At 54.5% G+C, this 13,975-nt stretch carries 14 protein-coding genes and 1 pseudogene; 4 read left to right on the top strand and 11 right to left on the bottom strand.

Annotation, left to right across the window (positions count from 1 at the left end; all coding sequences use genetic code 11):
- Positions 1-17 precede the first annotated feature (17 nt).
- From AC2FF7_RS17010 to AC2FF7_RS16960, 11 genes are all read right to left on the bottom strand, one after another.
- On the bottom strand, positions 18-2,237 hold the full coding sequence (locus AC2FF7_RS17010; protein WP_496905999.1) for a hybrid sensor histidine kinase/response regulator: 2,220 nt from the start codon (positions 2,235-2,237) through the stop codon (positions 18-20).
- Complete coding sequence (locus AC2FF7_RS17005; protein WP_480869743.1) at positions 2,230-3,408, bottom strand: FIST N-terminal domain-containing protein; 1,179 nt, start codon at positions 3,406-3,408, stop codon at positions 2,230-2,232. Before AC2FF7_RS17005 ends, AC2FF7_RS17010 begins: the two co-directional genes overlap by 8 nt.
- 45 nt (positions 3,409-3,453) lie before the next feature.
- Positions 3,454-4,143 (bottom strand): response regulator, encoded by a 690-nt coding sequence (locus AC2FF7_RS17000; protein WP_170756021.1) that lies wholly within the window; start codon positions 4,141-4,143, stop codon positions 3,454-3,456.
- Positions 4,144-4,276: 133 nt separating this feature from the next.
- Complete coding sequence (locus AC2FF7_RS16995; RefSeq protein ID WP_480869745.1) at positions 4,277-6,043, bottom strand: PQQ-dependent methanol/ethanol family dehydrogenase; 1,767 nt, start codon at positions 6,041-6,043, stop codon at positions 4,277-4,279.
- Positions 6,044-6,244: 201 nt separating this feature from the next.
- Positions 6,245-6,637: a c-type cytochrome gene (locus AC2FF7_RS16990; protein WP_496905998.1), complete on the bottom strand. Its 393-nt coding sequence runs from the start codon at positions 6,635-6,637 to the stop codon at positions 6,245-6,247.
- A gap of 121 nt (positions 6,638-6,758) precedes the next feature.
- Entirely contained in the window at positions 6,759-7,298 is a 540-nt protein-coding gene (locus AC2FF7_RS16985) for an SEL1-like repeat protein (RefSeq protein WP_480847336.1), read from the bottom strand.
- A gap of 73 nt (positions 7,299-7,371) precedes the next feature.
- Entirely contained in the window at positions 7,372-8,157 is a 786-nt protein-coding gene (locus tag AC2FF7_RS16980; RefSeq protein ID WP_170356217.1) for an ABC transporter permease, read from the bottom strand.
- Positions 8,154-8,873 carry an ABC transporter ATP-binding protein gene (locus tag AC2FF7_RS16975; RefSeq protein ID WP_496905997.1) on the bottom strand — a complete coding sequence of 240 codons (720 nt, stop codon included), beginning with the start codon at positions 8,871-8,873 and terminating at the stop codon, positions 8,154-8,156. Before AC2FF7_RS16975 ends, AC2FF7_RS16980 begins: the two co-directional genes overlap by 4 nt.
- Positions 8,870-9,313, bottom strand: coding sequence for a cupredoxin domain-containing protein (locus AC2FF7_RS16970; RefSeq protein WP_480869752.1), 444 nt, complete (start codon positions 9,311-9,313; stop codon positions 8,870-8,872). The genes AC2FF7_RS16975 and AC2FF7_RS16970 overlap by 4 nt, the downstream gene beginning before the upstream one ends.
- A gap of 15 nt (positions 9,314-9,328) precedes the next feature.
- The gene (locus AC2FF7_RS16965; RefSeq protein ID WP_496905996.1) at positions 9,329-10,291 is read right to left on the bottom strand and encodes a YVTN family beta-propeller repeat protein; all 963 of its coding nucleotides are present in this window, start codon (positions 10,289-10,291) and stop codon (positions 9,329-9,331) included.
- 5 nt (positions 10,292-10,296) lie between these two features.
- The gene (locus tag AC2FF7_RS16960; RefSeq protein WP_496905995.1) at positions 10,297-11,463 is read right to left on the bottom strand and encodes an ABC transporter substrate-binding protein; all 1,167 of its coding nucleotides are present in this window, start codon (positions 11,461-11,463) and stop codon (positions 10,297-10,299) included.
- A 158-nt stretch (positions 11,464-11,621) separates the two neighbouring features.
- On the opposite strand from AC2FF7_RS16960, the gene pedF reads away from it, so the two are divergent.
- The 4 genes and pseudogenes from pedF to AC2FF7_RS16940 form a co-directional block, all read left to right on the top strand.
- Positions 11,622-12,302 carry a cytochrome c-550 PedF gene (gene pedF, locus AC2FF7_RS16955; RefSeq protein WP_480869758.1) on the top strand — a complete coding sequence of 227 codons (681 nt, stop codon included), beginning with the start codon at positions 11,622-11,624 and terminating at the stop codon, positions 12,300-12,302.
- 18 nt (positions 12,303-12,320) lie between these two features.
- Positions 12,321-13,217 (top strand): substrate-binding periplasmic protein, encoded by an 897-nt coding sequence (locus AC2FF7_RS16950; RefSeq protein WP_414478925.1) that lies wholly within the window; start codon positions 12,321-12,323, stop codon positions 13,215-13,217.
- Between the two features lie 71 nt (positions 13,218-13,288).
- Positions 13,289-13,867 carry an SRPBCC family protein gene (locus tag AC2FF7_RS16945; RefSeq protein ID WP_480869762.1) on the top strand — a complete coding sequence of 193 codons (579 nt, stop codon included), beginning with the start codon at positions 13,289-13,291 and terminating at the stop codon, positions 13,865-13,867.
- Between the two features lie 24 nt (positions 13,868-13,891).
- A pseudogene (locus tag AC2FF7_RS16940) lies at positions 13,892-13,975 on the top strand ((2Fe-2S)-binding protein); the annotation flags it as partial.

The raw sequence follows: 13,975 nt of genomic DNA, 5'->3' as shown, positions 1-13,975 counted from the left end.
GTTAAACCTAGGCACAATCAAGCGGCGGACGCGCCTTTCAGTGCGCTTTCGATAATTGATTTCAGGTGCCGAGCGTCAATCGGCTTTCGCAGCAAAGGCAGACCCACTTCCTCACAATACTCGGTCAATTCTGGCGAACGATTGGCCGAGATCACGCAGGCAGGTAATGGACCGAATTCCTGCCATAACACGTCTATCGCCTCAGTTCCGGTCATACCTTTGTTCAACTGGTAGTCGGCAACCACAATATCCGGAAGAATGCCAATTTCCTGCAGCAAGCCAACCGCTTGTGCCTGACTTTCGCATTCCAAAACCTGCACGCCCCAGGATTCCATTGTCATGGTCAACGCCGTGCGCAGATTTTCGTCGTTCTCAATCAACAAAACAACCGCGCGTGTCAGAACCTTGGTGTCTGGCGAAGCCAAATCAGCAGACCGGCTATAACAATGAGACGCCGGTTTAGCCAAAGGCACCTCTACCGAGAAGACCGACCCCTTTCCCAATTCGGAACGTAACTTCATAGGATGTTTCAACAGGACACACGCGCGCTCAACGATAGCCAGCCCAAGTCCCATTCCTTCGGCAGCGCTGGCATCCGAATGAAGCCGTTGGAATTCCTGAAAGATGATATCTCTCTGATCCGGTGCAATTCCGATACCGGTATCCCAAACCTCGATCACGATAGAATCTTTTCGACGCCGGGCGCCAACCAGTACCTTGCCTGCTTCAGTGTAGCGAATGGCGTTTGACAGAAGGTTCTGCAGGATGCGCCTCAAATAACTTGCATCGCTTTGAACCAGCGCGCCGCAAGAGACGACGCACAGCTCCAATCCCTTGGCCTGTGCGACCGGACGAAAGGAATCTTCGAGCTGCGAAAACACGTCATCTATTGGCAATGTCGACAAATGGACAGTTGCCCGTCCTGAATCCAGTTTAGAAATATCAAGCAGCGCATCCAAAATATGTTCAACGCTGCTAAGTGCACTTTCCGCCTTGGCGGCCACGTCCCTCGCGTCTGTTTCGTTCAACCCACTTCCAAGAGTGGCAACGTAGAGCTTAGCCGCCGACAGCGGTTGCAGCAGGTCGTGACTTGCTGCGGCAACAAAGCGCGATTTCGAAGCATTTGCCCGTTCCGCGTCCTTAAGCGCATCCGCAAGCTCTTCGGTGCGGGCTGCGACGCGCTGTTCCAGCAAGGCTTTCGAGTCGTACAACGCCTGGGCAGATTTACGCTCAGCGGTCACATCGGTGAACGAAATCACAAATCCCCGGTCGGACATTTCCTGCGCGAAAACAGACAGGATCTTTGCCCGACCGCTATGCATCTCGAACCTCAACGGTGGCCGTTCGGACGTTCGGTTAACCCACGCAAGCAGGTCGGCGTCACTTACGCCCTGTGCAAAGCGGATTGTGGTGCTCAGGCGATTGAACAGAGTTTTGAACTGCGCACCCATCTGGAACTGCGCATTTGGGATTGCCAACAATTCACTGGCCCGGTTGTTCCAACCAATAAGCCTCAGCTTACTGTCAAAGATACATACACCCTGATCGATATGTTCCAGAGTAGCACGGATAAGTCGGGCCTTGTCGTCAAGAATGCGGTCCCTCTCCTGACGTTCGATACGCATGATATCCGTGACATCAGTTTGCAAGATCACTGTGCCACCGTCGGGTGTCCGATGTTCAGAGACTTGCATCCAACGATTGCCATTCAACCTGACGTTAAAAACAACGTGGTCATCCGCATGGCGCGCGATACGACGTTGTGCCCAGTCCCACGGCGACACTGCCTCGGGGAGTGACAAAAACCGCGAGCGACTAACCAGTTCAACGTACTCGGTAAATTGCAAACCAGGCACCAGATGAGGCTGGATATCGGGCATGTGTATACCAAAGCGGCTGTTGCACAGCACAAGCTCTTCTTCCAAGTTGAACAGGGCAAAGCCCTCTTGCACCGTTTCTATTGCATTCGCGAGGTCCGCCCGCGCCGCCTCTGTTGCCTGATTGGCTTGAGCCAGACGAGCATTGGAGTCGTTCAGTAGATCCAGCGCACGTTCAAGATCGAATGTACGAGCGCGGACCTCCTGTTCCAACACTGCAGCCCTTTGAAACTGTGCGTAAGCCGCGCCGCTTGCATCAGTCGATTCCTCAACCCTGCGCATCAGTGCCTCGGCAATCTTCAGCAGCTTTTCATTCTGCCGGTCTGGCGGGTCGTCCGGGTTGATCAGGGATTCAATCATGTCGATCCTCTTCCGGCGGGTAAATCGCAACCCCCGTCAACGTTTGGTTGACATGGATCGAATTGAATTGCTCGCCATAAGTAGAAAACCCAACCACGTGATTGTCGGCGAGGATTGCAGACAAAGCACCCGTCATCTGTTTTTCCTGCGCTTCCAGACGCCTGAGGATACAGTCGCACCCAAGAATAGTATCCGGAGCCTCGGCTTCTGTTAGGCCCTCGATCTCTTGCTCGAGATGCTCGACCATGTCGCGAGGTTCAGCCAAAGTCAGAACCAATCCTTCGTCGATGGCCGAGAAAAACACCAAATCCCCGTTCTCATCCACGCGCTGAATGGCCCGAACGTGATGCTGCCCGCCAATCTGTACGACGACCGGATGCGCAGCAAAGGTGAAGGTCGTCAACTGTTCGGGGTCTTTGCCCAGAATACGGGCGTATTCGCGCGCGGCAGGTTCTGCGTTGATCTCACGAACGATCCGCCGGGCGGGGTCGGCTTTGGTCACGACCATCCGTTGCGCTGTTGGCACCAGATGATCTGTCTTGAAAACCTTGATCGGACATCGAGTTCGTATTTGCGCCAGGATTGCAGCATTTTCCAATGCCTGCCCGTCGTGCAGGACGTAAGTTGTTTCGAAATCCGTTCCATCCCCGGCGGAACCCCCAAACAACGGAACTGGCCCTAACCCCAACGCGAGTTCTGAAGTCAGCGCGTCTTCTTTCGTTGAAAGCCCGTCAATCAATAAAAAGGTGAATTCGTGGTGCCAGTCAGGGTTTGCCTCCGTCATTTCATTACGGTTTCGGATCATCTGATGAATCAGATCCTTAGCCAGAAATGTATCCAGATCAGGTACTGGCAAGATGCGAGCGTCGAAATGTGATGCAGGCAAGCCGATGGCCACGATCTGGTTTTCTGTATAGCCGGCCCCCGCCAATTCACCGGCTGTTGTACAACCAACCACTGGCGCGGGCGCAAAGGCTTCGGTTGCCTGTGCAATAACCGATGCAGCGTCAGCTCTATCCGTCACAAAAAGAATGACCAGAGATAACTCTCCGGCACCGAAAGTCTTCAATAGTCCGGTGACCGCGTCTTCGGTGTCGTATGGCACACATGCAGTTCTTACGATACCTGGCGCGCGGGTCGGAGCCGTTGCCCACCCGACAGCTTGGTCCATCGAGCCTCCTCCCTAAAGCGCGACGATTTTCTGTGAGTATGCAGCTTAACTCGACTCTTGCAAGACACTGGCAAAGGACGCTTTCTTTGCTATCAAAACGGCCTGCGTACGACTTTGGACACCCAGCTTGCGCATGATTGCAGTGACATGCGCTTTGACCGTGGTTTCGGCGATCGAAAGGTCATAGGCAATTTGCTTGTTCAGCTTGCCTTCACAGATCAGCTGAAGAATACGGGACTGCTGATTGGTCAACGTTGCAAGCCGCCCGACTGCATCGCTTTGTTCATCTGCGCCGTCCAGATCGATCAGAACGCATCCATCCGGCAAAAAGACATTGCCCGCGTGAACGGTTTCAAACGCGGTTCGAAAGACGTCACGCTGGCTGTGTTTTGGAACGTACCCAGACGCACCCGCGTGAATAACCTGGCTAATCACCCGATTGTCCGTCATTGAAGACACAACGATCACAGGCGCATTTGCGACGGCCTTCAGACGGACAAGCCCATCCAATCCGTCAACGTCAGGCAAGTTCAGATCCAGCATTATTGCGTCAGGCTTCAAACCTCCTGCAATCATCTCAAGCGCATCTTCCAGACGGTCGGCGGTGTGGATTTCACGGATATGAGCCACGCTTTGTAATGTCATCGACAAAGCGTCACAAAACAAAGGATGATCATCGACGATCAGCACATTCTCGAAATCGTTTTGCCCGACGGCATTTGCAAGCATTCGCATTGGCCTTTGCAATCATGTTGCCCAACCTACCAAAGCGTAGCAAGAGAACAGAGTCACGCCAACTGGCGGAAAGTCGTATAAAAAACGCGCGCCCAAGCGAGGCGCGCGTTAAAGTCATGAGTTGCGAAGAAGATCAATTTGCCGACGCTAGCTCCTTGGGCAATCGGAAAGTCCACAGCGTGCCGCCCTGGTTCAGATAGTTAACCTTCTTTGCCACTTCGCCACCCCAAAGCGGAACTGCGCCACCCCAGCCAGAGATGATCGAGACATACTGCTCGCCATCCTGTTCCCATGTCACAGGCTGGCCGACAATCCCGGACCCTGTTTGGAACGACCAGAGTTTCTCGCCGGTCTCATCATCCAGCGCGATGAACTCGCCTTCGGGTGTGCCAAAGAACACCAAACCACCGGCAGTGGTCATCACACCTGACCATAACGGCGCGTCGTTTTTGTACTCCCATTTCCACTCCCCGGTATCCGGGTCGATGGCTTTAAGAGAACCGATGTGGTCTTCGTAATTGGGCTTGATGGTAAAGCCCGCGCCCAGATAGGCGGCACCTTTCTTGTAGGTGATCGGCTCGTTCCAGATATCCATACCCCATTCGTTTGAAGGCACATAGAAATTACCGGTGTTTTGAGAGAAGGCCATTGGCATCCAGTTCTTGCCGCCCAGGAAGGACGGCGAGGCAAAGATAACCTCACCTTTCTTACCATCGGCTGCTGCAGCCGGGTCACCGGGACGATTGTTTTCGACAAAGATCGGGCGACCCGTGTCATCCACGCCATCGGCCCAAGTAATGTCTTTGACAAAAGGCGTCGCCGAGACGAAAGCACCGTCTTCGCGGTTCAGAACATAGAAGTAACCGTTGCGATCCGCTGTGGCAAAACGCTTGTTGCCATCACGGTCTGTATAGGCCACGACTTCGTTGACACCGTCATAATCCCAACCCTCGCGCGGGGTGGTTTGAAAGTGCCACTTGATGTCGCCAGTCTTTGGGTCGATCCCAATACGGCTGGCGGCATAGAGGTTGTCGCCTTTGTTGCCTTCAGTCGGAGTTCCAGCGTCCCGCAGCCACGAGTTCCAAGGCGCTGGGTTGCCCGCGCCAAAGACCAGCGTATCCGTGTCCGCATCATAAGACCCACCCAGCCAGGTCGCCCCGCCACCGGTTTTCCACATGTCACCGGGCCACGTTGCGTTCAGCTCTCCGGTCATAGTGCTTTCTTCACCATTCAACGTGCCCATGTGGCCTTCAATCACCGGGCGTTCCCAGACCAGATCACCAGTGTTCACATCGCGCGCTTGAACGGCCCCGACGATGCCAAACTCGCCCCCGGAATTGCCGGTGATCACCAGTCCATCTACGATCAATGGAGCAGCGGTATAGGAATATCCCGCCTTGTAGTCGGCAATCTTATCACGCCAGACAACGTCTCCAGTGTCCTTGTTCAGCGCCACAATCCGTGCATCCAACGTTCCGAAGATTATCTTGTCGCCGTATATTGCGGCCCCGCGATTAACCACGTCACAACAGGGCAGGATACCTTCGGGTAGACGGGCATCGTATTGCCAGACCTCTTTACCGGTCTCAAGATCAATCGCATACAGGCGAGAGTAAGAGCCGGTGATATACATCGTGCCGTCGTAGATCAGCGGCTGGGTTTCCTGTCCGCGTTGTTTTTCCCCTCCAAGGCTGAAAGCCCAGGCCGGCAGCAGGTTTTTGACGTTGTCCTTGTTAAGCATGTCCAGTGGGCTATAGCGCTGAAGGTGCCGCCCCATACCGTTGGTTACGACTTGCGTGGTGATCGTTTGGTCATTGGCCAGATCGTCTTCGGTAACTTCTGCATAGGCCGCGCCTGCTGCAATCACACTTGCAACAGTTGCCATGATAAACCGGCTCATCTGTGTCCTCCCTAGACTTATGTCTTTCCTCCGCGCCGAATCTCCGACGCATCGGGATTGCAGGCGAGAGTATTATTGGCGGGCAGAACTCGTGGTGAAATTGCACAATGGTCGTAGGGCGGAAATCATGGCTTTCAAGCGCGATCGTCAATTATTCTGGACAAACCAGTTTTCCTGACCAGCTTCGGCCAACGCTCGGTTCTAGTCTGAGATGCTGCTTAGATATGCCAGAATAAAGTCTTGAACCGTGCGATCATCGATGCCGACATGCCGCATCTTGGTGCCCGGCATGAAGCCGTCGTTGTCTTCCATCCATGCCCGCAGAGCGGCCGGTGTCCAAACGATACTGGAACCAGCCAGAGCATCCGAATACTGATAACCTTCTACAGTCCCTGCTCTGCGCCCAACGACACCGTCAAGTTGCGGACCATAACTTGGACCAGTTGCATCTGGCGCGTGGCAGCGTCGGCATTCAGAGAAAAAGAGCGTCTCGCCCGCCTCAATCTTGACTCGGTCGAATGTGGATTGAGCAAGTGTTGGCGCTGTCGAAACGGAACTGACGGCGAGGCCGAGTAGCAGGGTAAGATGTTTCATGTGGTCCTCCTAACGTTGGCCGAACTGTAAATCCGCGTCCATCGATACCGGCTTGACGTGGGTCAAGAAAACCGAGGAAGAGCATCATCCTTTAGTCGTAGTTCTCAGAAAAAAACTGGGTTCAGAATAGAGGTGCGTATTTCCACTCGTCAGCGTCGGGTGTGACTTCGTTAGGATCATAGCCCGAATCCCTTAGGCGTTTGGCGATCCTGAGGCCGTCCTGTGCGGCCTCGTCAACATAGGCCCGACCCAGTTCCTCGTTCCTTGTTACACCGTGACCACGCAAAAGGTTGAGACCATAGTTGAACTTGCCCACCGGATCGCCCAGATCGGCGGCGCGCTTGTCCCATGCGGCCGCTGCATCAGGGTCATAGGGTCCGGCCAGCCCATTGTTATCCAACTGACCCATCCAGGTCATTGCACCGGTGTACCCTGCTTCGGCACAGGTGCGAAACAAGCGTCGCGCCAGATCGTGGCGGCCTGACTTTGTCATGTAGTAACCCGAAGCGCAGGTGGTCATGTCGGTTACGCCATTGTCGATGTTGCTGAGGATTTTGCCCCAGCCCGTGTCCTGCGGGTTAAGCGTTCCGTACTCGTCCTCAATGGTCTGCGCCGTGACTGCAGACGCCAAAAGCAGAAAAAACGCAGCAATGCGGATCATGGCAGTACCCTCCGGTTTTCGACAATGTACAGTAGTCGGCCCACGATTTCACCGTGGTATTGGTCGTAGATGCTTAGCCGCGCTTCATGCCACGCGCCGGATCGTAGCCCCAAAAAGCAAACCCAAGAAAAATAATACCCGCCAATATCGTCCACCCCAATGCCACAGCATTAAACTGCCCATAGAGCGCGAAACGGATTAGCTCGACCGCGTGCGTAAAAGGGTTAAGCGCGCAGATATCTCTTAATAAGGCCGAACTTTCTGCCATCTTCCAAAGTGGATAAAGTGCTGAAGACAGAAAAAACATTGGAAAGATCACAAAGTTCATGACGCCCGCAAAATTCTCAAGCTGCCTGATCGCCGAGGACAAAGCCAAGCCCAACGCGCCCAGCATCAATCCAGCGACGATCAGCGCTGGAAACACGTAGGCGTATCCGATCCAGGGCATGTCGATACCGTAAACCGCAGCGACCGCCAGAAAAGTATAAACCTGCAGGATCGATATCGTCGTGCTTGCCAACAAGCGACAAAACAGCAACCACCACCGCGGCAAAGGGCTGGTGAGCAGTAGCCGCATCGACCCCATTTCACGGTCGTAAACCAGGCTGAGAGAGCTTTGCATGCCATTGAACAACATGATCATGCCGCACAGGCCGGGGACGATGTAGATCTCATAGGTGATATAAGTCTGGTACGGCGGAGTAATCGACAAACCCAATGCTGCGCGAAAACCAGCAGCGAAGACCACTAGCCAAACCAGAGGACGTACAAGCGCCGCAACAAACCGGCTGCGTTGCCGCACGAACCGCAAGGCTTCTCGGATCAAGATTGCGCGCAAAGCGATCATTGCATCGATCATGAAGCCGCTCTGGTCATCGACAAAAAGGTATCCTGCATCGGAGCGCCGCCAGTGATGTCTCGGCAAATACCCTGATCCAGCAACTTACCACGATGAAGGATCGCCACTTGGTCGTCTGGCCCGATCTCGTCGGTCAAGTGGGTAGCCCACAACACCGTCAAACCGTCTTGCGAAGACAGGTCATGCACATGTTTGGTGATGGCATGACGCGACGCAGCATCAAGTCCAACGGTTGGCTCGTCCAACAAAAGGACCGAAGGCACATGTATCAGGCATCGTGCTATTTCCAACCGTCTGCGATGACCTCCATTCAGATCACGCGCACGTTCAGTAGCACGTTCAGCCATATCCAGACGCTCTAGTACGGCCGTGATGCGGCCCTCAGCTTGGCGGCCGGACATACCGTGCAAAGCGGCAAAATAACTGAGGTTTCGATGAACCGTCAGGTCCAGATCAAGCGTAGGCTGTTGAAAAACGACCCCTATCTTAGCCAAGGCTTTCCGCGGGTGTTTCGCGATGTCAATTCCAGCGATTTCAATCTCACCCTGCCTGGTGGTGAACAATCGTGTCAGCAGGGAAAACAGCGTTGACTTACCTGCCCCATTCGGGCCCAGCAACGCACAAAACGCGCCCTGCGGGACGTGAAAACTCACATCATCAAGAGCGCGTTTATCGCCATAGGCATAGCTGACGTTTCGGACCGTTAGCCCTGTCACTTAATGGTAATCTCCAGCCGCTGTGTCTCACCGGTGCTTCCCGGCACTTTCAGATAGTAGCTGCCCGGCTTGATCGCGACAAAGCCTATTTCCATTTCACCGGCTTCGTCGAATTCGATCGAATCCAAACCCAGCGGCCGGATCTCTAAACCTTCTACCACGATCTCATCGACCCAGATGGCACGAAAGAACTCGGGGCCGATGATGGCAAGCTCCTGACTTCCGTCACCTTGAATTTCGAACTCGTAGTAAGTGCCGGATTTTAGTTCCCATGGAGAATCGGCCAAGGGTTCTCCGGCTGAAAGGATGATGGGCGGTAGGTCTTCTTTGTTTTTGGCCGACAACAACCCGGCCAGACCGAACCCCGAGTCATCGTCGGCATTAACGACGCTGGGTAAGGTCATCGCGGCAGCAATTGCCAGCGTGGATAAACGCTTCATTTGAATTCTCCCTGATCAGTTTGTCGGGCGGAACGCTGCGCCCCATGGGAACCGCCCGACCTTGATGGTTTTGATTGGTTCACGTTTTGCAACATCGATGACGGTCACATCGCCGGACACACCATTTGTGGTGAACAAGAGTGATTTGTCCGCGTTGAAATCCACGTGCCAAACCCGACGACCGACGAGGATGTAATCCTCAACCTCATAGGTGTAGGGATTGACCGCTGCGACGTGGTTCGAAGGTCCAAGCGCGACAAAGGCAGTTTTGTCTTCGTTGGACAGTTCAAACCCTACGGGCTGAACTCGATCAGGATGCACACCTTCGACTTCAAATTCAATCTTGGCTTTTTCGGTCTGGGTTTCCACATCAAAGACAGTGATCGTACCGCCAATCTCGGAACTCACCCAAAGCTCGGTTCCATCCTTAAGGAATTCGGCGTGGCGTGGGCGGGAATCGACCAGAGTATTGGCGAAAAGCTCCTGCGTTTCCGTGTCGATCCAATGAGCCATATTGGTGGTTTCAGAAGTCGTGATTGCGATTTTTCCATCCGGCGACACCGCCATGCCTTCGGGTTCGATCCCGACGTCGATCTGCGCGATAACCGTTCGCGTTTCAGTATCGACCACAGTGGTGATCGCGTCATCCTCGTTGGCGATGTAAAGATGACGATCATTGGGATGTAGAACGAACTGCTCAGGGTCTTCGCCAGATGGCAAGTCGTGCAGTATCTCTCCGGTTTCGGGATCCATGACCTGAACCGAGTCGCTGTCGGAGGCGCAGATGTACAGCACCGAGAAATCCTTCGAAAACGTAATTCCCCTCGGCCGCTCACCAGTTTCAATCGTGCGGATGACCTCAAGAGTCTCGATGTCAATCACGCTGAGCGTGTCGTCTTTTTCGTTGCTGATCCACATCTCATCCGCTGCTGCGGGAACGCACAATGCAGCAGAGGCCAATAGTGTCGCTAGTCTCATGCCCGTTACTCCTTGAATGCCTGACACTGACTTTCCGCCTCATCAACTCCAAGCGTATCCAGTTCTGTACTCTGATGTAGAAAGCCTTCCAGTGGCGCCATGGCGACCACCGCGCGGTCTGTGACCAAAGGAATTGGTTGCCGCAATTGCCCATTCCAAAACCTGAAGTTCATCGCCCTACCCTTGAACCCGGCAAGTTCGAATTCATCCGACAAAATATAGTCACGCAAGACCGCAGGGTCGTCGGACTGGGTACGTGTCACGGCTTCGCCCAGCGTTCGGTATGCCGCCCATGCGGCGTAGTCTTTGGACATCATGGTTCGGCCCGACTGCTCAAAGAACCGATTCTGCATCTGGGCCGCACCCCATTGTTCGACCACACGCGACCATGTGACGGGCTTAAGACCATCGGAACCAGCAACAGGGCGCGCCTTCCAGGTGTTGAATTCGACGTAGCGGCCGAAATCGTCCAATTCATCGGCCAATAACAGGACGTCATAGTCGCCGAATTCCTGCGTGAACAACGGAACTTCTTGCGCTGCGTTGCGACGCAGGTCAGCATCAAAAACCCAGGTCTTTTCAGCCCTCAGATCAAGACGGAATTTCTGCAATGACCGTTTCAGCGCGTCGGCAAAAGCTTGATCTTCTGGGTGGTTTCCAGAGATCAGAACGAGATCCTGCCAGCGGCGTTTGACCAGAAATTGAGCCAATGCGTCCGTGCGCATTAGCCCAGACGGCAAAGTGTGCAGCAGGTTCGGCCGACAGTCCTGCTCGCGTATGGAAAGTTCAGGGGAAGATGCATTGAAAAGCACCGCACCATCGGCCTCGGCCAAGTCCGCGACCTGCAACTGAGCAGAGGCAGGCGCATCAAGAATTAGAAACGGACTGTCCGACAATGCCTTACGCGCTGCTGTAATCCAATCCTCACCGTCAGAAACGGTAGTGACTGTAAGCGTGTAGTCGTGTTCCAGAAACTTAGCGGTCGTCAGATTGTCTTCCAGCGCCAGTTTGGCACCCGCCGAACCAAGATCATCTGGAATCGGATCAAGGTTGGATAAAACGGGTGGACGCGCGACCTGCTGTTGTAGGTAAGTCACTGAAATACCAATCTCTGCCAATGCAGTGCCAGGCAGAAGTATCAGTGCCGCTACCGCACGGAACATCTTAATCATTTTCGCGCCTCCTCCTGCGCCGCCTTAGTAAAAACGGCCAAAATGCAGCCCACCATAAGACCTTAGTCGCAAACCTGCACGGATGTGCAACCAAGGTCGAATTTCACGCTGAGTCCTGCTGCGGTATGACCGTGAAAAGCATCGTAAAGGAGGAGAAGATGCGTCTTGGATTTCACAGCACATTGCTGGGCGGCCTTGTTGCCGGAGGTATGGCGCTGGCCCATGGCGATGTCGCCCCACAACCAGTCAACACAGACATCCTTCCAGATGTTGGAGAAGATTGGCTGATTGAAAACCCCTATCGCGACCAGGGCGAAGAGGTATGGCAGGCTGCAATCGAAATAGGCGATTCCGGCTATAACCAGAATTGTGCCCGCTGCCATGGTCTTGGTGTCGTATCGGGAGGGTTAGCCCCTGATTTGCGGTATCTTGAAGCCGAGGAATATGGCGACGAATGGTATGTAGAGCGGTTCCGCGAAGGTTATACGCAAAACGGTATTACTAAGATGCCCGCCTTTGGCGAATTGTTAGGACAAAAAGCAGCGTGGGCCATTCGAACCTATATCGAAACGCGTCCGGATGACGGCGCGCTGGACGATCACTCGGACCGCCTGAAGGAAATCAGGGATCTTCTGGCAGCAATGGCCGGCGGCGCCGAGGGGGACACGGCAGCGCTTCAATCGGAATTGACCCAGATAGCCGAAACTATCGAAACCGGATCCGGCGCGCCCGTGGCCGACAGCGTGGCTCTGCGTGCGGCGGTATTGATATCTGGGAATGCACCCAATTTCGCCGAAGCCGCTGAACAACTTACCATTGGATTGTCCGCCGCGCAGTAGCGCGGCAGAATGGGGCGCATGATCAAGTACGTTTTCGTTTTCTCCCTGTTGGCCACCACCCTGTTTTCAGGACCGGTTTTGGCCAGGTGCGAAGATCATGTGCCCCAGCCCAAACCTCAGAACGCAAGCCGAGATATCGTCGGTGCCGATCTCGATACCATAATCGACCGCGGTTATATTGAATTCGCAGCCTACGAAGACTTTCCCCCTTGGTCGTTTGAGAGAGACGGTACTATCCAAGGTGTCGATATTGAGATTGGAAAACTCATCGCCAGTGATCTAGGGGTCGAAGCTCGGTTCAATCTGGTCGCTGCCGGAGAAAACCTTGAAGCCGACTTGCGCAATTGGATCTGGAAAGGCCCGCTGATTAACGGCCGAGTTGCAAATGTGATGTTGCATATCCCCTACGACAGCGAGTTCGCGTGCCGGGTCGAGCAGGTTGTTTTTACTGGCCAGTACCACGACGAAGAAATCGCAATTGCCTATCGTCGGGATGCCTACCCCGAGGATCCTCCGGTCCCGGCTTATTTCCGGTTCGATTCGGTAGCGGTCGAAAATGACTCAATCGCGGATTTCTACCTATCCGCCTTTCCGGGGGGGCAACTTTCGCGCAACATTCGTCGGTTCAAGACAGCCGAAAAAGCTATGGAGGCATTGGCGGCAGGCGAAACCATGGCTGCTATGGGACCTCGGGGCCAGCTTGAGACCGGATTGACGCCTGACTTGGGAGTCCATGCGCCACCGCTTCCTGGGTTTGCTGTCAGCACCTGGACGAATGGTGTCGCCGTTCACTTTGCGTATCGCGGCCTCAGCTACGCCGTGGATGACGCCATTTTTGCAGCGCTTCAGGACGGGCGTATTGCTAATATCTTTGCGGAATATGGCCTGACACATTCGCCCCCGAAACTGCGGTGACTACACCCAAGGTCTTATAGGCACCGGGCAGATCACCGCGTAGCTTAACCGAAAATACTGGAGGGAGTGACATGGAACTACATGACAGCCGCGTCATTGCGGCCCCACGTTCCAAAGTCTGGGAGGCACTGCTATCGGCCGACATTCTGAAAGAATGTGTCCCCGGCTGCAAAGAAATGTCGGGAACAGCCGAAGATGGGTTTGCCGCGACAGTGGTGCAGAAGGTCGGACCCGTAAAGGCGACCTTCAAAGGTGAAGTGACCCTTTCGGACATGGTGGATCAGGAAAGCGTCAAGTTATCTGGGGAAGGCAAAGGCGGGGCCGCCGGATTTGCCAAGGGTGCAGCAGATGTCACCTTGTCGGATGCGCCCGAGGGAACATTGCTGGCCTACAATGTCGATGCGCGTGTGGGCGGCAAGCTGGCTCAGCTAGGGGGGCGGGTCATTGATGGTGTGGCCAAGAAAATGGCCGACCAGTTCTTTGAAAATTTCCAGAATGCGGTCGAGGAAGAACCTCAGCCCGTGCCTACCGAGGCTGCGCCCGAACCGGCAGCGGCCGCTGCTGTGTCCGAAGTGTCGCCTGAGCCAGCTCCGGCAGCGCCGCCGCCGGAAGAGAAAAAAGGATGGTTCAAGCGCCTGTTCGGTGGTTGAACCGAAAATTAAAGGGAGGAAAATCTGATGAAGGTTTCGATGACTGTGAACGGCGTAGCTGTGAGCGGTGATGTTGAGGGTCGGACGTTATTGTCTGGATTTTTGCGT

The organism is Ruegeria sp. YTSC325 (assembly GCF_059609525.1).
This window is presented reverse-complemented; position numbering and strand designations above follow the sequence as displayed.

What these genes read in the sequence shown, in the direction of transcription:
- AC2FF7_RS16950 (WP_414478925.1), top strand. Translation starts at nt 12,321, where the DNA reads ATGATCAAGTACGTTTTCGTTTTCTCCCTGTTGGCCACCACCCTGTTT.
- AC2FF7_RS16980 (WP_170356217.1), bottom strand. Translation starts at nt 8,157, where the DNA reads ATGATCGATGCAATGATCGCTTTGCGCGCAATCTTGATCCGAGAAGCC.
- AC2FF7_RS17000 (WP_170756021.1), bottom strand. Translation starts at nt 4,143, where the DNA reads ATGCGAATGCTTGCAAATGCCGTCGGGCAAAACGATTTCGAGAATGTG.
- AC2FF7_RS16990 (WP_496905998.1), bottom strand. Translation starts at nt 6,637, where the DNA reads ATGAAACATCTTACCCTGCTACTCGGCCTCGCCGTCAGTTCCGTTTCG.
- AC2FF7_RS16985 (WP_480847336.1), bottom strand. Translation starts at nt 7,298, where the DNA reads ATGATCCGCATTGCTGCGTTTTTTCTGCTTTTGGCGTCTGCAGTCACG.
- AC2FF7_RS16960 (WP_496905995.1), bottom strand. Translation starts at nt 11,463, where the DNA reads ATGATTAAGATGTTCCGTGCGGTAGCGGCACTGATACTTCTGCCTGGC.
- AC2FF7_RS16995 (WP_480869745.1), bottom strand. Translation starts at nt 6,043, where the DNA reads ATGAGCCGGTTTATCATGGCAACTGTTGCAAGTGTGATTGCAGCAGGC.
- AC2FF7_RS17010 (WP_496905999.1), bottom strand. Translation starts at nt 2,237, where the DNA reads ATGATTGAATCCCTGATCAACCCGGACGACCCGCCAGACCGGCAGAAT.
- AC2FF7_RS16945 (WP_480869762.1), top strand. Translation starts at nt 13,289, where the DNA reads ATGGAACTACATGACAGCCGCGTCATTGCGGCCCCACGTTCCAAAGTC.
- AC2FF7_RS17005 (WP_480869743.1), bottom strand. Translation starts at nt 3,408, where the DNA reads ATGGACCAAGCTGTCGGGTGGGCAACGGCTCCGACCCGCGCGCCAGGT.
- AC2FF7_RS16965 (WP_496905996.1), bottom strand. Translation starts at nt 10,291, where the DNA reads ATGAGACTAGCGACACTATTGGCCTCTGCTGCATTGTGCGTTCCCGCA.
- pedF (WP_480869758.1), top strand. Translation starts at nt 11,622, where the DNA reads ATGCGTCTTGGATTTCACAGCACATTGCTGGGCGGCCTTGTTGCCGGA.
- AC2FF7_RS16970 (WP_480869752.1), bottom strand. Translation starts at nt 9,313, where the DNA reads ATGAAGCGTTTATCCACGCTGGCAATTGCTGCCGCGATGACCTTACCC.